General features: G+C 39.4%; 18 protein-coding genes. 2 read left to right on the forward strand and 16 right to left on the reverse strand.

Annotated elements, in window-relative coordinates:
• Positions 1 to 24 precede the first annotated feature (24 nt).
• The 6 genes from RBQ60_RS10470 to RBQ60_RS10495 form a co-directional block, all read right to left on the reverse strand.
• On the reverse strand, positions 25 to 1,308 hold the full coding sequence (locus tag RBQ60_RS10470) for a TRAP transporter large permease (RefSeq protein ID WP_307883647.1): 1,284 nt from the start codon (positions 1,306 to 1,308) through the stop codon (positions 25 to 27).
• Entirely contained in the window at positions 1,308 to 1,796 is a 489-nt protein-coding gene (locus RBQ60_RS10475) for a TRAP transporter small permease (protein WP_307883648.1), read from the reverse strand. Before RBQ60_RS10475 ends, RBQ60_RS10470 begins: the two co-directional genes overlap by 1 nt.
• Before the next feature lie 241 nt (positions 1,797 to 2,037).
• Positions 2,038 to 3,078 (reverse strand): DctP family TRAP transporter solute-binding subunit, encoded by a 1,041-nt coding sequence (locus tag RBQ60_RS10480; RefSeq protein WP_307883649.1) that lies wholly within the window; start codon positions 3,076 to 3,078, stop codon positions 2,038 to 2,040.
• Between the two features lie 60 nt (positions 3,079 to 3,138).
• A complete protein-coding gene (locus RBQ60_RS10485; protein WP_307883650.1) occupies positions 3,139 to 4,563 on the reverse strand; it encodes a gluconokinase in 1,425 nt (474 codons plus the stop codon).
• A 24-nt stretch (positions 4,564 to 4,587) separates the two neighbouring features.
• Positions 4,588 to 5,736 (reverse strand): galactonate dehydratase, encoded by a 1,149-nt coding sequence (gene dgoD, locus RBQ60_RS10490; protein ID WP_307883651.1) that lies wholly within the window; start codon positions 5,734 to 5,736, stop codon positions 4,588 to 4,590.
• A 12-nt stretch (positions 5,737 to 5,748) separates the two neighbouring features.
• Positions 5,749 to 6,765 carry a zinc-dependent alcohol dehydrogenase gene (locus tag RBQ60_RS10495; protein ID WP_307883652.1) on the reverse strand — a complete coding sequence of 339 codons (1,017 nt, stop codon included), beginning with the start codon at positions 6,763 to 6,765 and terminating at the stop codon, positions 5,749 to 5,751.
• A 462-nt stretch (positions 6,766 to 7,227) separates the two neighbouring features.
• Between RBQ60_RS10495 and RBQ60_RS10500 the strand changes: the two genes are divergently transcribed.
• Together RBQ60_RS10500 and RBQ60_RS10505 are read left to right on the forward strand one after the other, a co-directional pair.
• On the forward strand, positions 7,228 to 7,917 hold the full coding sequence (locus tag RBQ60_RS10500; protein WP_307883653.1) for a GntR family transcriptional regulator: 690 nt from the start codon (positions 7,228 to 7,230) through the stop codon (positions 7,915 to 7,917).
• A gap of 161 nt (positions 7,918 to 8,078) precedes the next feature.
• Entirely contained in the window at positions 8,079 to 8,837 is a 759-nt protein-coding gene (locus tag RBQ60_RS10505; protein ID WP_307883654.1) for an SDR family NAD(P)-dependent oxidoreductase, read from the forward strand.
• Between the two features lie 465 nt (positions 8,838 to 9,302).
• Here RBQ60_RS10505 and RBQ60_RS10510 read toward each other — a convergent pair whose 3' ends face one another.
• From RBQ60_RS10510 to RBQ60_RS10555, 10 genes are all read right to left on the reverse strand, one after another.
• Positions 9,303 to 9,824 carry an ECF transporter S component gene (locus RBQ60_RS10510; RefSeq protein ID WP_307883655.1) on the reverse strand — a complete coding sequence of 174 codons (522 nt, stop codon included), beginning with the start codon at positions 9,822 to 9,824 and terminating at the stop codon, positions 9,303 to 9,305.
• A 25-nt stretch (positions 9,825 to 9,849) separates the two neighbouring features.
• Entirely contained in the window at positions 9,850 to 11,331 is a 1,482-nt protein-coding gene (locus tag RBQ60_RS10515) for a 4Fe-4S dicluster domain-containing protein (RefSeq protein ID WP_307883656.1), read from the reverse strand.
• 492 nt (positions 11,332 to 11,823) lie between these two features.
• The gene (locus RBQ60_RS10520; protein WP_307883657.1) at positions 11,824 to 13,479 is read right to left on the reverse strand and encodes a sensor histidine kinase; all 1,656 of its coding nucleotides are present in this window, start codon (positions 13,477 to 13,479) and stop codon (positions 11,824 to 11,826) included.
• Complete coding sequence (locus RBQ60_RS10525) at positions 13,476 to 14,150, reverse strand: response regulator transcription factor (RefSeq protein ID WP_307883658.1); 675 nt, start codon at positions 14,148 to 14,150, stop codon at positions 13,476 to 13,478. Before RBQ60_RS10525 ends, RBQ60_RS10520 begins: the two co-directional genes overlap by 4 nt.
• Before the next feature lie 14 nt (positions 14,151 to 14,164).
• Positions 14,165 to 14,824: an HD domain-containing protein gene (locus RBQ60_RS10530; protein WP_307883659.1), complete on the reverse strand. Its 660-nt coding sequence runs from the start codon at positions 14,822 to 14,824 to the stop codon at positions 14,165 to 14,167.
• Entirely contained in the window at positions 14,821 to 15,489 is a 669-nt protein-coding gene (phoU, locus tag RBQ60_RS10535; RefSeq protein ID WP_307883660.1) for a phosphate signaling complex protein PhoU, read from the reverse strand. The genes RBQ60_RS10530 and phoU overlap by 4 nt, the downstream gene beginning before the upstream one ends.
• Before the next feature lie 2 nt (positions 15,490 to 15,491).
• The gene (gene pstB, locus RBQ60_RS10540) at positions 15,492 to 16,241 is read right to left on the reverse strand and encodes a phosphate ABC transporter ATP-binding protein PstB (protein WP_307883661.1); all 750 of its coding nucleotides are present in this window, start codon (positions 16,239 to 16,241) and stop codon (positions 15,492 to 15,494) included.
• Positions 16,238 to 17,113, reverse strand: a complete 876-nt coding sequence (gene pstA / locus RBQ60_RS10545) for a phosphate ABC transporter permease PstA (RefSeq protein WP_307883662.1) — start codon at positions 17,111 to 17,113, stop codon at positions 16,238 to 16,240. The genes pstB and pstA overlap by 4 nt, the downstream gene beginning before the upstream one ends.
• A complete protein-coding gene (pstC, locus tag RBQ60_RS10550) occupies positions 17,113 to 17,952 on the reverse strand; it encodes a phosphate ABC transporter permease subunit PstC (protein WP_307883663.1) in 840 nt (279 codons plus the stop codon). The genes pstA and pstC overlap by 1 nt, the downstream gene beginning before the upstream one ends.
• A 361-nt stretch (positions 17,953 to 18,313) precedes the next feature.
• A complete protein-coding gene (locus RBQ60_RS10555) occupies positions 18,314 to 19,219 on the reverse strand; it encodes a substrate-binding domain-containing protein (protein ID WP_307883664.1) in 906 nt (301 codons plus the stop codon).
• Positions 19,220 to 19,239 lie beyond the last annotated feature (20 nt).

Genomic DNA, 19,239 nt, shown 5'->3' on the forward strand with positions numbered 1-19,239 from the left:
GACTGCGGAACATCTCACACAAACTTATTTTGATAAAAGATTTGGTAGAAGCATAGAAATTGGTGCGATATATGTAATCAGAAGGAGACACACAATCATTACCAATATGAACGGCACAATGCCCTTTGTCACTGTTTCCAAAGGCTCTGCCCCCACACGAGAGGCCACAAAAAGGTTGATGCCTAAAGGAGGTGTAATAAAACCAATTGCTAAGTTCACCACCATAATGATACCAAAGTGAACAGGATTGATACCGATGGAGGTTGCCACAGGAAGCAAAATAGGTGCAAGCACCATGATTGCAGGTGTGGTATCCATAAAACAACCTACGATTAATAACAAAATATTAATTAACATCAGTATTAAGAAAGCATTATCCGTTGCACTAATGATTGCATTTGTAATCATATTGGGAATTTGCTGAATTGTGAGAATCTTTGTAAATGCCGTTGCACAACCCAATATCACCATGGTTGTAGCTGTTGTGGAGCAAGCGTTACCTACTGTGGCAAACAAGTTTTTGAAATCCAATTCTTTATGAATGAAAACACCACAAATGAAAGCATAAACTGCTGCCACTGCCGCTGCTTCTGTTGGTGTGAAAATACCTGCGTAGATACCACCCAGAATGATAATGGGGTTAATGAGCGCCCATTTTGCGTCCCAAACAGCCGTCAATTTTTCTCTTGTTGTGTAAACTGTTTCGTCACCTTTCCAGCCTTGTTTCTTTGCATAAACATAGCAAAAGAAGATCAATGCCAGGCCGATTAATATACCGGGCATAAAACCTGCCAAGAACAAGTTGGAAATAGATGTACTTGTGGAAACACCATAAATAACCATTGGAATACTAGGCGGAATAATTACACCGATAGAACCTGCACAAGCAACCAAGGCCAATGTGAATTTTTTGCTATAACCTTTTTCTAGCATTGTAGGAACAACCATGGAACCTACCGCCGCTACGGTTGCAGGACCAGAACCGGATACTGCCGCAAAGAACATACATACAATTACAGTTACAATGGCAAGGCCACCTGTAACTTTACCGAAGAAAACGTTGCAAACGTTCAAAATACGTTTGGATACACCACCTGCACCCATCAATTCCCCAGCCAAAATAAACAGAGGGATTGCCATAATTGGGAAGGAGTCACAACCTGTAAACAAAGCCTGTGGCACATATCCAGCTGTTAACCCTTTTGTAAAAGGAATTGCCAAAAGGGAAGCAAGACCTATGGAAATACCAACAGGTACATTTAAAATTAAGAATAAGGCAAGACCGCCAAAGAGTGCTGCAATTACCATTATTGAACCCCTCCCTTCTTAAGCTCTTTCGCTCTAAAAATAATAACTTGAATTTGGCGGATTGCTGTTAATGCAAAGCCTACCATTGGTGCAGAATACATAAACCACATAGGAATCTGCATGGCAGGTGAGTTTTGTCCTAATTTAATCTGTGACAAAACAACGCCATATGCTAAATATACAATGATAACAGAAAAGGCAAGGAATAATACATCGCCTAAAATCACTACAAAAGGTCCAAGCTTTTTAGGGAACAAGCCCATAGCAGCTTCGATTTTTATGTGTTTCATAATGCGGGCACCATAGCTGATACCAAGGTAAATTAACCAAACGAAGATGTATCTTGCCATTTCTTCAGACCAAACCAGAGAACTGCCAAAAACATATCTCATAACTACTTGAACGAAAATCAATACGGTCATTGCAACCATTAGAATTGAGCAAACGGTCAATTCAAACTTTTCATCCATCCACTTTAAAAAGTTCATCTTTCCACCTACTTTTTCTCTAAAAATTTGTGTGTGTTCTTACAGCTATTTTCTATTTTTCCATAGGAAAAAATTATAACGGGCAGGGTTTTCACCTTTCCCATGCTGAGGTGGGTGCTTCCTTAATGTCCGTTAAATTGGGCTTTGATAAGTCTCGCTTATATACCAAAGCCCTCTCTTTTGTTCTCTATATCTCTGAAATCCCAATAAATGAACTGTCTTGTTTTACCTGAAACTTACCTTATTCGGCAAGCATTTCATCCAAATATTCAGGGTGCTCCATTTTTTCCTTAACCAAGTCAAAGATGTTGTTGTCTGTTACAACTTTTTGCCATTCAGCTTTTTCTTCATCACTTAATTCAACTACTGTTGTACCGCCAGCTGCAAAGCTTTCAAGAATTTCTTTTTCCAATTCCTGAGAACGTTCTCTCTGATAAGCTGTGGATTCTTCCGCTGCTTTTAAGATTGCATTCTGCTGTGTTTCAGAAAGTGAGTTGAATTTATCTAAGTTCATACAAACGATATAAGGTGTATAAACGTGCTGTGTCAAAGAAACGTAGTCCTGAACTTCAACGAATTTGTTGGCATCAATGATACCCAAAGGATTTTCCTGAGCATCTACAGTCCCCTGCTGTAAAGCTGTAAACAATTCTGTAAACGCCATAGGAGTAGGGTTTGCACCAAATGCTGTCCAAGCTGCAATATGTACTTCGTTTTCCATTGTTCTTACTTTGTAACCTCTTACATCAGAAGGCGCTTTTACTTCAACTTTGTTGTTTGTAAAGTTACGGAAACCATTTTCCCAGAATGCCAAGCCCTTTAATCCCATACCTTCCATGCCATCAAGAATTTTCTGGCCCACTTCTCCGTCCAATTTTGCATAAGCGTCCTCTGGACTTAAGAATAGGTATGGTGCATCAAACAGATAGAAATCTGCATACATGGTAGCCAATGGGCTTGTAGAGGATACACCAATATCAATATTACCCATAGCTGTTGTTTCGATAACAACACGGTCATCGCCCAACATATTATCAGGGAACAAGTTTACTACAACAGAACCCCCAGACTCTTCTTCTGCCACTCTCTTGAATACTTCCCCCGCATCTTTACCGGAAACAGAAGTAACATTGGAAAATACCAATTCTACAACTTCTTCGCTGCCACCTTCGGTAGCTGCACTGCCGCTGTCGGCGGAAGAACCACCACCACAACCTGTTACCATTGCAACTGTCATTACAGAAGCTAACGCCATTGCTAGCCCTTTTTTCATCTTAAACATAGATTTTTCCCTCCTTGAGATATACGTTTTGAGTCATTTATTTATTGGAATTTTCCCCAATTAACCTTGTTCTTTTGTAACTTGATACCAATATAAATACTTTTGGTACTTCTTTTGATAAACTTCTTTCATTTCCAGATTAGGTATAATCACCTGGGAATAGTTACTCTTGAAATCTTTTGCATCGGGAATAATCCCCAAAAGCTCCATCCCCAAAGCCACCGAACCAATTAAGGAGCTATGCTCCACCTCATCGATGGTCAACGCAATCTGGAATATATCTGCACACATTTGTGTCCAAACCTTAGAACGGATAATACCACCGGAAAGCATTACTTTTTTAGGCTTCCCATTTAATGCTACCAATTGTTCATAGCATTGATACAGATTAAACAGGATGCCTTCTTGTATTGCCCGATAGGAATCAAATACGGTGTGTCCTGGCTTTAAGCCATAGAACCCACCATCCCTTTCGTCATTCCAACCAGGGCATCTCTCTCCAAAAAGGAAAGGCAAAAATACAGGCACGTCCTCAATATTCTTACATCCAGCCTCCATTTGGCTATATGTAATATCCTCTTGAAAGTATTTCCCTTTAAACCAGTCAATGCAGTTACAACAGCCACTGGTTGCAGCACCACTTAACCAAGACTTTGGCGATAAATAGCACCATGTACTGGGCTTGCTCGGCAAAATAGGCCTTGAAGTGCTCAATCTTAAAGCACCGCTGGTGCCAACGGAAAAACTCATAACACCTTCCTCTACTGCCCCTGCTCCAACTTGGTTCAGCCCGCCATCGGGGTTTGTGGCAACCACAGGCGTCCCCACGGGAAGCCCTAAAAGCTCTGCACCATCTTTGTTTAGCTCTAATATTTCCTGATAAGTGATAACCCTCGGAAGCTGATTTAGGGAAATTCCATTTTCCTTTAAAATATCTTCGTCATAGGCTTTGGTATGGATATTTAGTAACCCCGTACCCGAAGCAACGCTGTCTGTCACTGCCCACTCACCCGTCAAACGATATGTATTATATGTACCTTGACCTACGAAACGATAGGTCTCTAGTTTATAGCCCATCTGCTTTAAAAGCTTGATTTTAAACACAGGATATATAGCATTCACCATACAACCAGTTTTTTGATAAAAACGATTTACATATCCATCGTCTTTTCTCAATTCTTTGCAAATTTCAGCGGCACCTGTGTAAGACCACAAATAAATGGGTGTTTGTGGCTCCATGTCTTCATTGCAAAGCATTAGGCTATGCCAAGTACCACTTAAAGAAACCATATCAATTTTTTGACCTTCACACATTTTTTTGCCCAAGTATGCCGTCTGTTCAAATACTTCCTTTGCATCGTGTATTGTAACATCGGTATGATTTAAAATGTATGGTACCGATTCCACTTGGAATTTACCGGTATCTGTATCATATACCATAGCTTTTGCAGAGGTAGTGCTGGACTCTAATGCCAAAATCTTCATTTATCCTTACCCCCAACATTTTCTTTACCATTCAGCAACGGTTCCGTCACTGTTTCTCCAAACAGGATTTTTCCAGTTATGGCCAATCTCTGCTTGTTTCTTTACAAACGCTTCGTTAATTTCAATACCTAAGCCTGGTTTATTTGGAATTTTTACTACCCCGTTACTGTAGTCAAAAACATTGGGATCAACCAAGTAATCCAAAAGATCACTACCTTGGTTATAATGAATTCCCAAACTCTGTTCCTGAATAATGGCATTTGGGGTGCAAGCATCCAGTTGCAAGCAAGCGGCCAGTGCGATGGGGCCTAAAGGACAATGGGGTGCGACCGCCATATCATAAGCCTCCGCCATAGCAGAAATCTTTCTACACTCTAAAATACCGCCTGCATGAGAAACGTCAGGCTGAATAATATCCACAATCCCTTGTTCAAATATCTTTTTAAAATCCCAACGGGTATACATTCTTTCACCCGTGGCAATTGGCGTGGAGGTATATTTTGCAACCTCCGCCAAAGCCTCATAGTTTTCACTAAGAACAGGCTCCTCTATAAACATCAAATGATAAGGTTCCAATTCTTTTGCCAGTATCTTGGCCATACTTTTATGTACCCTGCCATGGAAGTCTGTGGCAATTCCAAAATCTTTCCCACAAGCCTCTCGAATAGCAGCAACCCTTTCAATGACACCTTCTACCTTGGAAAAACTATCGATATAATGCATTTCTTCCGTTGCATTCATCTTAATTGCCTTGAAGCCCAAGTTCTTTTGCTGTAAAGCTGCTTCACCTACATCAGAAGGTCTGTCCCCACCAACCCAGCAATAAACGTCAATATTATTTCGGCAAGCACCGCCTAACATTTCGTAGACAGGTGCATTATAATATTTCCCTTTAATATCCCACAAAGCTTGTTCAATACCAGAAATGGCACTGGTAATAATTGGGCCGCCACGGTAAAACGCCCCCCGATAAAGGGTTTGCCAAATATCCTCGATTTCTAATGGATTTCTTCCTATTAAATAATCAGACATTTCTCGTACACAGGCCGCCACCGTAGAAGCTTTCCCCTCTATAACGGGCTCCCCCCAACCGTAAATGCCTTCATCCGTTTCTACTTTGAGAAAAAGCCATCTAGGAGGAACTTGGTAGAGCTTTAAGTCTACAATTTTCATGTCGTCAACCCCTTATAAATCCTGACAATCAACCAACACTTTGCATGTCCCCGCCGTAGGGTCGGCAATCATATCAAAAACCTTGGGACTATCTTTTAAGGAAACAACATGGGAAACGATGCTTTCCAGTTCATCGTTAATGATTTCAGCGTAAGCAACAGCCTGTCTAAACTCTTCTTTTGTATAAACACGGGAACCTACTAACGTCTGTTCTTTAAAGTTTAAATCTCTCAGGTTTACTGAATGAGGATGTTTATGCACCGACGTCATGCAAATGTTACCGCCAACACGAGTAATATCCGTCATTTGCATCGCAGCAATTTCAGCACCGGAGCATTCGAACAATACGTCTGCGCCTTCGCCCTCTGTTGCAGCTTTTACAACCTGCTCCAAATTTTCCTTCTTTACATTGACAGGAGTCATACCGAAGGATTTTGCTTTTTCCAGCTTCTTATCATCTACATCAGAAATAAAAACCTTACTTGCGCCCATATGAACCAACATCATACCAGTAATCATACCAATGGGGCCAGCACCGATTACTACACAAGTATCCAATGCCTGAAATTTTGCCTGATGAATAGATCTAACAATGACTGCCAAAGGTTCAATTACCGCAGCCGCCTTATCTGAAACACCGTCAGGGACTTTGAACATTACATCTTCATCCACATAAGCGTATTGGCAAATTCCGCCATCCACGTCAATACCGATTAAGCCTAATGTGTTACATACATGGGCATTGCCCGTTCTGCAGGGTAAGCAGTATCCACAAGATAATAAAGGATACGCCACCACACGGTCACCCTTTTTGAATTTTTTACCATCTTCTTCAATAATACCCAGAAACTCATGTCCGAAAATCAAAGGTGCTTTTGCCCTGGGATGCGTTCCTAGATAAATACCCATATCGGAACCACAAATACCGCAATACTTCATCTTTACCTTTACTGCACCCTCTTTTGCTATGGGTTCTGCTACATCTAAAACCTCTGCAACTTTGGGTCCAGTGTAAACCAAAGCTTTCATTTGTTTCACTCCTTTATTTGGTCCTTACTAAAAAAAGCTACTTGTGAAATGACTATAAAATATTTTTATTATATTAAAAAATTTTTTTAATCATTTAAAATATTTAATTTATTTAAGTATATATTTAAAAATATAGTTCGTCAATATTATTAATATACTAATAAATCTAAATTCTTTTTGTATAAATTTAATAAACCTTAATAAAAATTAGAAACTTTTTCATATAATGCGTATTTTTACATAAAAAAACCGTGAAAATTTTATATATAAAAGGTCTTGACAGAATATTAAAAAAAACTAGAATTAGATATATATACTTAAACAAAAAATTTTTTCTAACAGTAAAAAAATTTATTTTTCTCCGTTTTAGTTATTCCATATTGGATATAAAATTGCTATAATGGTAAAAAGTACAATTATCACGCAATTTTAATGAAAAACAAAATTATACGGAGGATTGTCATGGGAAAACAAACGAAACTAACATTAGCAGATACCATATATTCAAATATTCGAGAAGATATCACCCAGCATATTATAAAGCCAGGGGAAAAGATTAACGTAAAAGAACTGGCGAAACGCTACGGTGTGAGTGAAACCCCTGTAAAGTTCGCATTAAACCGTTTAATGTCTGAAAATATAATTGAGAACTTTCCCCGACAAGGGATGAAAGTGCATAGCGTCACCTCTGAGGAGGTAGACGAAATTTTTGATACACGCTTAATGTTGGATCTGTATTATATGAAACAGATCATTCTGACCGTTAGTTTTAACGATGCATTAAAAGAAGATCTTCGTAAAAATATCGATGAACATTTACAATTGGTAACTGATTTATCCCCTGATTCACCCATCGAAGATTATCTTCGAAATTATGAGTTAGACTTTAAATTTCATGAGTTATACTTAAAATGCAGTGGCAACCACAAAATTGTGGAAATCTTTCATTATATTAATCCATTTTTATACTCCAACTTTATTTTCCGCAGGCAGTCAAAAGTGAAAGATATTAGCGGGGTAAAAGAGCACGAAGCAATTCTAGACGCAATTCTTGCCGAAGATGAGGTTGCTCTAAAAGAAGCACTGACCATTCATATTACCAATGCAAAAACTGCCATTGGACTAATTCTAAAGGTAGATAAAATTATTTAATTCCTTTTGTAAGATTCCTCCAAAGGGTTCTTACAAAGGAACCCTTTGTAAGCAACGGCGTACTTTGCCATTGTTATAACAATACAAATACGCAATGGGGCTCTACTAATTGCAATATGGTATTTGTAACAATTCACACACTTAGAGAGGAGCTTTACGGCATGGTATCATTTGATTTAACAGGAAAAAAAGCAATTGTAACGGGTTCAACCAGAGGTCTTGGTCGAGGCATGGCAGAAGGGCTTATGGAGGCAGGAGCTGAAGTGGTTATTATGGGTACTTCCACAAAAGCCTTGGAAGTTGCCACAGAGTATACAGAAAAAGGATTCCTTTGCCATGGTGTTGCCGCTGATTTGGGTAACAGAGAAAGCCTGATTGGCGGCTTTAACGAAGCTATGGAAAAACTTGGCGGCACCCTAGATGTTTTTGTAAATGCAGCTGGAATCCAAAGGCGTCATTTTTCAGAAGAGTTCCCCATGGAAGACTGGGACGCTGTAATTGATGTGAATTTGAACGCTGTGTTTATGTTATGCCAGTTGGCGGGCAAGGAAATGATTAAAAATGGTTATGGTAAAATTATTAACGTTGCTTCTATGCTTAGCTTTTTCGGCGGCTTTACTGTACCTGCCTATGCAGCTTCTAAGGGTGCCGTTGCCCAGCTTACAAAGGCACTATCCAACGAATGGACTTCCAAAGGTATTAATGTGAATGCCATCGCCCCTGGCTATATGGCAACAGAAATGAACACTGCCTTAATAAATGATGAAGGCAGAAGCAAAGAAATTTTAGGACGTATTCCCGCTAAGCGTTGGGGTAACAGGGAAGACATGAAAGGTATTACAATCTTTTTGGCCTCCCAAGCGTCTGATTACTTAAGCGGTGCAGTCATTCCCGTTGATGGAGGTTATTTAGGCAAGTAATTAGAAAAATAACATTATGGTACTTCTCTCCCTTTAAAAATACATAGAAAAAACCCGATTCAGACTTTTTCAGAAGTCCTACATCGGGTTTTTGTTTTAAATAAAATTTTTTTCAGATATCTTTCATTCGAAAATGATACAAAGTAAATAAATCTTTCAGATTATAACCTCATTAACCCTTGCCTTATTATTTCCCATCAAAATCTATAGAAAATAAAAGGTTTTAATCTCTTTTTTAATAATAGTATTTTTTCCCTGTCTTGTATTCAAAAACAATGTGGTACTTATAGCTAAACTTCAGACATATATTAAAGCTCCCTACGCTATTTTACTCTTTGCAGTTGACTGACTACAAATTTTATTATTACGAAGTTTTTTCTCTCATCGTCAACTTCTTTTTATACCACATATTAACGCAGTTATTTCACAAAAAAAGGGGCATATCTCAGCCCCTTCTAATCATCCTTATTTCTCTTGTGCGAAGTACAAATGCTGTACTCTTGCATGAATCATATAGGCAATGACACAACCAATCACCGCAGTAATAAATTGGGTAATGGAAAAGGTTGTCTTAATTACTGCAACCATCTTTTCTGGTACTGCATCACCAAAGAAAGGTAGGATTGCATACCATACCAAAAGCCAAAGGACGACTGCCTTTAATGTGGCACCAGCAGCCAACCACGCAGGGAGTTTACCTCTTCTGCCTACGCTAGCCAATAAAACCAATGCCAAGTTGCCAACCATAATCACAATCACCATCAAGGGTACCATTTGCATAATAGGTGTCTGTCCCATTAAATAAGCAATAAAGGGTGTAATTACCGCAATAAAAACCCCACTTGAAGTTCCTACAGCCAAGGTTGCCATAACCAACATTGCATTTACAGCCGATCCTGTAAGGTAAACAGAAATACCTTTCAAACTCTGAAATATGATGCACATTGCCAATAATAACGCTGTTAAAACCAACTGTTTTGTTTTCATATTACCCCCATGAGGATATGACCTTTTATTTCTCTTCTAAGCCAAATTCTCTTTCCATATTAATTGTATCCAAATCGTATCCCGATAGTCCTTCAAATGGATTATCTGTTGCAGCTTCTTTGCCATAGCGATTTAAGAATTCAACACCCTTTTGATCATGGGATAAAGATGCCGCCCCACCAGTACAGCCATTCTTACACGCCATCCCTTCTAATAGGTTTGCATTCAACTTTCCGAAGGACGCTAACTTCATATTCTTAATGCATTCTTCGATACCGTTACAACGAATAGGCTTAATCTCCTTCTCAATGCCTTCTAATTCCGCTACTTTTACAACGCTCTCAGCAACCCCGCCCGTTCTACCGAAAATTCGGCCAAAATAGGAAGGTGCGCCTGCACTTCTTTCTTCGAATTCTTCCAAAACAAGGCCCTTGGCATCAAAGGTTGCCTTTAATTCCTCAAAAGTCAATACATAGTCAACAATTCCAACTAAATCTTCCTGCTTAATTTCCACTTTTTTAGCCGTACATGGCCCAATAAATATAACCTTTGCCTTCTTATCTTTCTCTCGAATTGCTCTGGCCAGGGCAATCATAGGTGATACTGTTGTTGAAACATGTTCCATGTATTCCGGATAATTCTTGCGGATATATTCCACAAAAGCAGGACAACAGGAAGTGGTTTTCCATTTCTTTTCATCAATGGTTTCCGCAAATTCTTTTGCCTCAGCAATGGCAACCATATCGCCACCAACTGCCGCTTCAATAACATCATAGAAACCCAGTTCTTTAATCGCTGCAAAAACCTGTCCCATTTTCACCTCTGGAAACTGGCTGGCAATGGCAGGGGCCACAATGGCATATACACGGTAACTTGTGTTGTTCCAAGAATTCTTAATTAAGTTTAGAACATCTAAAACAAAAGATTTATCAACGATGGCCCCAAATGGGCACTGGTATACACAAGCACCGCAAGAGATACATTTATCATGATCAATAAATGCTTTTTTTTCTTCGTCTATTTTAACCGCACCTACGGCACAAGAACGAATACAAGGTCTTTTTACCTCACTAATCGCATTGAAAGGACAAACCTGTTTACAACGCCCACACTCAATACATAAAGCCTGGTTAATGTAGGATCTGTGGTTAACAATGGTGATTGCATTTCTGGGACAAACTTCTTGACACTTATGCCCTAAGCACCCACGGCACGCCTCAGTTACAACGAAGCGGTCAATGGGACACTCATCACATGCAGAATCCAAAACATTAATCACACGATTATCTTTAGAAGGCTCTAAAACAAGGCGTACACGTTCTTCTATAATATGTCTTTCTTTGTAAATACAACAACGGAACATAGCTTTCGGCCCTGGAATAATGGCTTCTGCAATTTCTCTGTAAGAATCAATAGATTTATCCAACGACCCACAAAAAAATCGACGTGCTACTTCTTTGTTTACTAAATATTTTATATATTGTACGTTGCTTTCAAATTCCTTCATCTCTCTGCTCCCCCTTATAATAGTATCATATTGCTATCGTTCGAAAATTTTATTATTTATTCCAATCGACTGATGAAAACCTCATCTTTGGGGTAATTTAAAACCTATTCTCCATACCCCTCAATATGGAACAGCCATAAGGTTTCGCATTTTCCCTTTTCCGTAACGTGGCAAAAAGTAACGGAGTATTTGAATACAGTATACTGCGTTACTTTTTTTTAAAAATAAAGTTACAATTTCCTTTTTCCTATTTTAACAATTCCCTACTTATGGGCTAATTCTAACACAGATTTGTTTCGCATGCAAGCTATTTATCATCAAGAATCCATATAATAATGAACAAAATTTCAGTCCCTTTTTGATGCTTTATGCCTTTTTATAAACCAGTTCGATGTCTTCTTTTGAACTGTACTTTTTCAAAAAATAGCAACACAAAAATACCCATTACTTGATGTAGTAAAGGGTATTTTTCCTACTTATTTTTACTTCTATTTACTTCGGGAAAGAAAGAGTAATTTTTGTACCCTTATTCAACTCACTTGTTAAATTAATTTTAGCATTATGAACCATGGCACCATGTTTCACAATAGAAAGCCCTAAACCTGTGCCTTCCGTTTCCTTTGAGCGACTTTCGTTTACCCGATAAAACCGTTCAAAAACACGGGACTGATTGGCCTTAGCGATGCCCATACCCGTATCAGAAACTGTTATAACAATATGTTTTTCTTTATTTTCCAAAGACACATTGACTTTTCCGTTATCTACGTTATAACGAATGGCATTTTCGCAAAGATTATAAATCACTTCCTGCAATACTTGGTAAACCCCCACTAAGGTTGCAGGCTCTGTATTTACCCATATGGTTACACCTTTACTTTCTGCAATGGGGTCAAGGCGTCTTACCGTCTCCTGAACCAAAGACTCTAGATTCACAACTTCCTTTTCCAAGGCGATTTGTTTTTCATCCAACTTGGAAAGCTTAATGATGTCTTGTACCATTTGGATTAACCTTTGTGCTTCATCGTATATTTTGGCTGCAAACCGTGGCACATCTTCCCCATGAACCATGCCATTTTTCATGATTTCTGCAAAACCTGAAATAGAAGTCAACGGGGTTTTTAATTCGTGAGATACATTTGCTGTAAACTCCCTACGAAGCTTATCCCTTTCTTCCCGTTCCGTCACATCAAAAAGAACTAAAATTGCACCTGCAAGGATATCCTCCTGATGCACAGGGTTTGCAAAAAGTTGGCATACCTTGCCACCAAGCTGGATATTTTCCTCCCTATGGCTCCCTGCCAAGGCCGATTCTACACAGCGTCGGAAACCCTCGCCACGGTTTAGTTCAAATACACTGACCAGCCCCTTGGGAACTTCCAATTCCATTAACTGAAGGGCCCCCATGTTATAAGAAAGCACGTCTCCCTGGGAGTCTAAAACCAAAATACCTTCCTGCATATTTGATGTTATGGTATCAAATTCTTGCTTTTGGCGCTTTAACTCACGCATTTGTTTATGAAGCTGCTTATTCTGCACAGCAATTCGCCGAAGCAAAGGTGTTAGCTCGTCATAAACCACGGCCAATTCGGGGTGTTCTAAGTCAATATCATTAATGGGTTTTGTAATATTTTTTGCAGTCCGAAAAGACAAGAAGACAGAGATTAGAATCGCAGCGGCCAAAATTATGGCCAATGGTTGTGTCATAGTGAAAAATAAAGTAATGGGGCTGGTGGTCACCGTAGAGATACGAATCACGGTTCCATTGTCCAGCTTTACAGCATAATTTACAGTTTTCTCAGAAAGGGTAGTGGAATACCGTTCACTAAACCCTTCCCCTTTTTTAAAAGCATCAACAACTTCCTCCCGCTCCTTATGGTTATCCATTTTAGCAGGGTTTGCCTTAGAATCAAATAGAACCACACCATCTTCATCAATCCACGTGATACGGTCTGATGGATTTTTCATTTGCTGCAGATAGCCCACACCCATGCTCTCAATTCCGGCACCAACATAAATGGCTTGACTACGCAGTTCCTCATGTTGTTCGGCAGAGAAATAGTCATTCATCATTCCCATAACCAGCCCAATAACCGCCAGCATCATGACCATAGCCAATCCAAAAATAGCTCGGAAAATTCGCTTTGTCACTGATTTCCTCCTATCTTATATCCAATGCCTCGCACTGTTTCAATATACTGCCCGCAGGAACCTAGCTTTTGGCGAAGGGTACGAATATGCACATCAATGGTACGATTTTCTCCATCAAAACCATATCCCCAAATACTATTGAGCAATTGATCCCTTGTCATAACTCTCCCTTTGTTCTCCAAAAGTAAGCTAAGAAGTTCAAATTCCTTCAAGGTAAGTGTCACCTCTTTCCCCTCCACTGTTACTTCATGGCGAGACGGGCTGACGCATAACTCCCCAAGAACATGCTCTGCCACCTCTGCCTCCCCTTCCGTTCGGCGTAGAAGGGCTTTTACCCGGGCAAGAAGCTCCATCATTCCAAAGGGCTTGGCCACATAGTCATCGGCGCCATTATCTAACCCAATCACTTTGTCGTATTCACTTCCACGTGCCGTTAACAAAATGATGGGGACTTTTTTTGTTTTTACCGATGACCTTAGTTTCTTTAAAATACTAATACCGTCTTCCTCTGGCAACATTACATCCAACAAAATCAAAGACGGTATTTCATTTTCCATTGCATCCCAAAAAGCGGAGGGTCTCTCAAAGCCTTCCGCTACAAAGCCTGCACTATGTAGTGTATATGCAACCAACTCTCGAATACTGTTGTCATCCTCAACCAAATATATCAAAGCATAACACCCTTTCAAATCAAAGATTGTTCGTTTATCATGAGCTTGAAGCGCAAGCCCAGTTTTTCAGCCGCCTTTCGACATAAAATCATTCGGCCTAAAAATATTTCGAAATAATCCATAACCGAACCATAATGGGTATCAACGGTAAGTTTCAATTTAATGAGACTATGCTCCTCATTGATTTTTAATACAGATTTTTTTACAGAATAGTTAACTCTATCATGAATATCAAAGTTGGTTGTATCTTGGTTTCTAACACGGCTTCTGCGAACGTCGGACTTATCCGCCAAAATCAACGCTGCCGCAATGGCATTAACAGGAATACCCGTACCTTCATCATGATTGCCGATGGCTGTGACAATGGTTGCTATATCCTCTGGTTCCATCATCAAATTATCTAGAATTCGAAAAGCCATAACGGCACCACTTTGAGAGTGATCCACACGATTTACTAAATTTCCAATATCATGCAAAAATCCAGCGATTTGCCCCAACTCAACTTCCTTGGGGGTAAAACCTAAGGTCTCTAAAATATATTTTACAGAATCTGCAACTTTTGTTACATGGGCAAAGGAATGCTCCGTATAGCCCAGTGCTGCTAAGGATTCATCCGCCTTTTTAATATAGGTGCGAATGCCCTCATTTTCTCTTATTTCTTCAAAGGTTATCATTTTTTTCCCACTTCCAAGTCCATTTTCACGTGATATCCGGTAATGGAATATTCTACCCATTCAGCAATATTTGTAGCGTGGTCGCCAATACGTTCCAGGTATTTAGAAATCATCAGTAAGTCAAGGCAAAACTCACCATTTGCCTGGTCTTTGCTAATTAAATCAATCAACTCTTGCTTTACCTCGGTAAACAAGTTATCCAAAACATCATCATATGCCATAACGCTTTTTGCTAGCTCTAAATCCTTTCTTACAAAGGAGTCCACACTTTCTGTTACCATTTTTACTGCTGCTGTAGCCATTTCCCGAATATGAAGTTTTCTTTTTGTCTCATTATCTTTTATAAATGCAGTAATCTCAGCAATATCTGCCGCCTGATCACCAATACGTTCCATATCAGATATCATTTTTAATGCAGAGGAAATCATACGCAGATCTTTTGCAACAGGCTGTTGCTGAAGTAAAAGACGCATACACAATGCCTCAATCTCTTTTTCTTTTCGGTCGATTTCACTGTCTTTTTCAAATACAATTAATGCAGCCATATCATCATTTTCCAAAAGGGCTTTCATGGAGGCTGTAATAGCTTCTTCACATAAAGCACCCATTTTAATCATCTCTACATTTAATTGATCTAACTGTGAATCAAAACGACTTCTAACCATAATCAGCCAAACCTCCCAGTAATATAATCTTCTGTACGTTTATCCTTTGGCATGGAGAACAACTCCTCTGTCTCACCATATTCAACCACATCTCCCAATAGGAAGAATGCTGTATTATCAGAGATACGTGCTGCTTGTTGCATATTGTGAGTAACCATAACAATAGTGTACTCCTTTTTCAGCTCCAAGACAAGGTCTTCTATACGGGATGTGGAGATGGGGTCTAGGGCACTTGTAGGCTCATCCATAAGCAATACTTCTGGCTGAACCGCCAAAGCTCTGGCAATACAAAGCCTTTGCTGCTGACCACCACTCATGCCCAAGGCGTTTTTCTTTAGTCTATCTTTCACTTCATCCCAAATGGCTGCATCACGAAGGGCTTTTTCTACGATTTCATCCAACTTCACCTTGGAACGAATGCCGTGGGTTCGAGGGCCAAAGGCAACATTATCGTAAATACTCATTGGGAATGGATTTGGCTTTTGAAACACCATACCAACCCTCTTACGCAAAAGATTAATGTCCATGCCATTATAAATATCTTCCCCATCCAACAACACCGTGCCCGTAATCTTGCATCCTTCAATCAAATCATTCATACGATTTAGCGATTTCAACAGTGTGGATTTTCCACAACCAGAAGGCCCAATGAATGCTGTGATTTCTTTCTCGGGAAGTGCTAAATTTATATTTTTTAAGGCTTTAAAATTGCCATAGTATAACTCCAAATCGGAAATGGATATTTTACTCATCCCTTCACCCCTACTCTCTTTGCAATAAACGCTGAAAGCGCATTAATTCCAATCACTAACACTAATAAAACAACGGCTGTAGCATAGGCTTGTTCCGTATAAAGTCCTTCATTTAGCAGTGCATACATATGTACCGCTAAAGTTCTGCCTGACTCCATCATACTACTTGGTACAACGGGTGCCGTGCCTGCAGGATACAGTAACGCTGCGGTTTCACCCACAATTCGGCCAATGGATAGGATAACACCAGATAAAATACCAGGAACCGCTGAGGGCAAAACAATTCGAAAAACTGTACGCAGCTTCCCTGCACCAAGGCCAAAGCTACCTTCACGATACATATCAGAAACAGAGAGCAATGCTTCTTCTGTTGTTCGCATAATCAAAGGTAAAATCATAATTGCTAAGGTTAAGGCGCCTCCTAAAATACTGTATCCCCAACCCAAGTAAATATTAAACAAAAGATAGCCAAATAAACCAAAAACAATAGAAGGAATCCCTGCTAGGGTTTCCGTTGTCAGCCTAACCACAGGGATAAAACGATTTCCTCTTTTTGCGTACTCCGCCAAATAGATTGCGGAAAAAATACCGATGGGCACCGCAAAAAATAAAGATACTAACGTAATAATTAAAGTATTGATAATTGCCGGCATCATGGAAACATTCTCTGTGTTATATTCCCAAGCAAAAAGTTCAGGCGTAATATTGGGTACACCTTTTGCAACAATATAAACCACCAAGGATACTAAAACACCCATGGTAATCACTGCCGCCAAAACTACTAAAACTAAGAGCAAAGCAGAAAATGGATCTTTCTTATATCCTTTTATCTTTTCTTTATATGAAATATTATTAATCGCCTTTGTTTCCACTAGGAATCCCTCCTTTTTAAGAAGGAGAAGCTAAGATTGATAATCAAAATGAATACAAATAAAACAACCGCTGTACCCAAAAGTGCCTCTCTATGCAAATCTGCCGCATATCCCATTTCCATAACAATATTGGCAGTTAAAGTCCTTACACCGCTAAATAATCCAGTAGGTATAATGGCCTGGTTTCCCGCAACCATAATAACCGCCATGGTTTCCCCAATGGCACGACCGATACCTAAAACAACCCCAGCAAAGATTCCTTGCTTTGCCGCAGGCACAACTGTGAAAAATACACTTCTTTCATGGGTAATGCCAAGTGCCAAGGCACCTTCATAATAGGTGTTTGGTACTGCACGAATTGCAGCCTCGGCAACCCCAATTACCGTAGGTAAAATCATAATCCCCAAAAGAATTGAGGCTGTAAGTACACCCTTACCACTTCCCCCAAATAAATTTTGCATAATGGGAACAAGAACTACCAAGCCAAAAAAACCGTAAACGATGGAAGGAATGCCTGCCAAAAGCTCAATTGCAGGCTTGATAATTTTATACAATTTTTCAGGGCAAAAATGTGCTAAAAATACGGCGCAAAGCATTCCCAAAGGTACACCGATTATGATAGCCCCTGCCGTTACATAAATACTTCCAAGAATCATGGGGAAAATGCCAAACAATTCATTGGAAGGCTTCCACTTTATTCCTGTAAGGAAGTTAAAAATACCAATTTTCTGAATTGCAGGCACACCATTTGCAAATAGGAAAATACATATTAATGCTACTGCCAAAATGGAGATACTGGCCGCAGCCAAGAAAACCCATTGCATTGCTTTTTCTTTCATATAAGTCCTCCTCGACCACAAAAGGAATGGAACATTTTTTGTAAATCTAAAAATTCATTTATTTACCCTGAATGAATCAGTGAAGTGCTTTTTTTATTTGAATAAAATGACGGAACCTTCTTCTAGGCCCGTCGTATATGAAACAAGATCAAAGCTTTTTAAAGGATACAGAGCAATTTGGAAAACCTTTCATGAAACCATAGGTTTTAAAGCTAATAGGGAAAGAAGATTGAAGAGTTAGTTGTTTTCCCGTATGCTTCCGTTCTCAAAAGCTTTTGACCTTGAAAACTTATGACTTCATTTTTTATCTTTGGTACTTCGACAAAGTATTTTTCTTTTGTAAGTCTTAACTATTATGGAATTATTCAGCAATACTCCAATCTGTAGCTACTCCAGTGAAAATATCCTTAACCTGAGCACTTGCTAAACCATTTACGGAATTTTCGTTATTTACAATAACTGCGATACCATCCATTGCAATGACTGTGGGTGTAAGACCTTTTTCAAGTTCACTATCTTTTAATGCTCTAGAAGCCATGCCGAAATCACAAATACCTTCGATGGTAGATGTCATTCCTGTTGTGGAATCACTCTGCTGAACTTCAACGGTAACACTTGTGTTCACTTTTGCATAAGCCTCTTTCAATTTTTCCATTACTGGGGATACAGAGGAAGAACCTGCAACAGTTACTTTACCTTCAACATCGCTTGCTGCGTATGCACCTGTGTTACCCTGACTGATATAACCATTTTCTTCAACAACAGCTTGTCCTTCTTCACTCATGATGAAGTTGATAAAGTCCTGTGCCGCTGGCGTTACTTCGTCTTTTGTTGCAATGTTAAATGGTCTGGAAATTTTATAAGTACCACTTTTGATATTATCTACGGTTGCTGCAGCCCCATCGATTTCCAACGCCTTCACTGTATCGTTCAAAGAACCTAAGGAAATGTAGCCGATTGCATTTTTATTGCCTGCGATTGTCTGCATCATTACGGCTGTACTGTTTGTGATTTCTGCCGTGTCTGCAGTATAATCTACCTTAGTGCCCTCCGCATCCTTTTCTTCCACACCAAACAATTCAATAAATGCACCTCTTGTACCGGAGCCATCTTCTCTAGAAACAACTGTAATTGCTGCCGCATTTCCACTTGCTTCAGCACCGGTATCTGCTCCTGTATTTTCCCCATTATCGGAAGAACCACCGCAACCTACCAATGCACTTGTTAACATTAACATAACCAAGCCTAAGCCTAATTTCTTTTTCATGTTTACCTCTCCTTTTTACG

It is taken from the genome of Anaerotignum sp. MB30-C6, assembly GCF_030908465.1.
In the GTDB taxonomy this organism is placed as follows: Bacteria; Bacillota; Clostridia; order Lachnospirales; family Anaerotignaceae; genus Chakrabartyella.

Coding starts and splice junctions, on each gene's coding strand:
- RBQ60_RS10510 (WP_307883655.1), bottom strand. CDS start 9,824: ATGAAAACAAAACAGTTGGTTTTAACAGCGTTATTATTGGCAATGTGC.
- RBQ60_RS10480 (WP_307883649.1), bottom strand. CDS start 3,078: ATGTTTAAGATGAAAAAAGGGCTAGCAATGGCGTTAGCTTCTGTAATG.
- RBQ60_RS10555 (WP_307883664.1), bottom strand. CDS start 19,219: ATGAAAAAGAAATTAGGCTTAGGCTTGGTTATGTTAATGTTAACAAGT.
- RBQ60_RS10505 (WP_307883654.1), top strand. CDS start 8,079: ATGGTATCATTTGATTTAACAGGAAAAAAAGCAATTGTAACGGGTTCA.
- RBQ60_RS10500 (WP_307883653.1), top strand. CDS start 7,228: ATGGGAAAACAAACGAAACTAACATTAGCAGATACCATATATTCAAAT.
- RBQ60_RS10495 (WP_307883652.1), bottom strand. CDS start 6,765: ATGAAAGCTTTGGTTTACACTGGACCCAAAGTTGCAGAGGTTTTAGAT.
- RBQ60_RS10530 (WP_307883659.1), bottom strand. CDS start 14,824: ATGATAACCTTTGAAGAAATAAGAGAAAATGAGGGCATTCGCACCTAT.
- RBQ60_RS10515 (WP_307883656.1), bottom strand. CDS start 11,331: ATGAAGGAATTTGAAAGCAACGTACAATATATAAAATATTTAGTAAAC.
- phoU (WP_307883660.1), bottom strand. CDS start 15,489: ATGGTTAGAAGTCGTTTTGATTCACAGTTAGATCAATTAAATGTAGAG.
- pstC (WP_307883663.1), bottom strand. CDS start 17,952: ATGAAAGAAAAAGCAATGCAATGGGTTTTCTTGGCTGCGGCCAGTATC.
- pstB (WP_307883661.1), bottom strand. CDS start 16,241: ATGAGTAAAATATCCATTTCCGATTTGGAGTTATACTATGGCAATTTT.
- dgoD (WP_307883651.1), bottom strand. CDS start 5,736: ATGAAAATTGTAGACTTAAAGCTCTACCAAGTTCCTCCTAGATGGCTT.
- RBQ60_RS10470 (WP_307883647.1), bottom strand. CDS start 1,308: ATGGTAATTGCAGCACTCTTTGGCGGTCTTGCCTTATTCTTAATTTTA.
- RBQ60_RS10485 (WP_307883650.1), bottom strand. CDS start 4,563: ATGAAGATTTTGGCATTAGAGTCCAGCACTACCTCTGCAAAAGCTATG.
- RBQ60_RS10475 (WP_307883648.1), bottom strand. CDS start 1,796: ATGAACTTTTTAAAGTGGATGGATGAAAAGTTTGAATTGACCGTTTGC.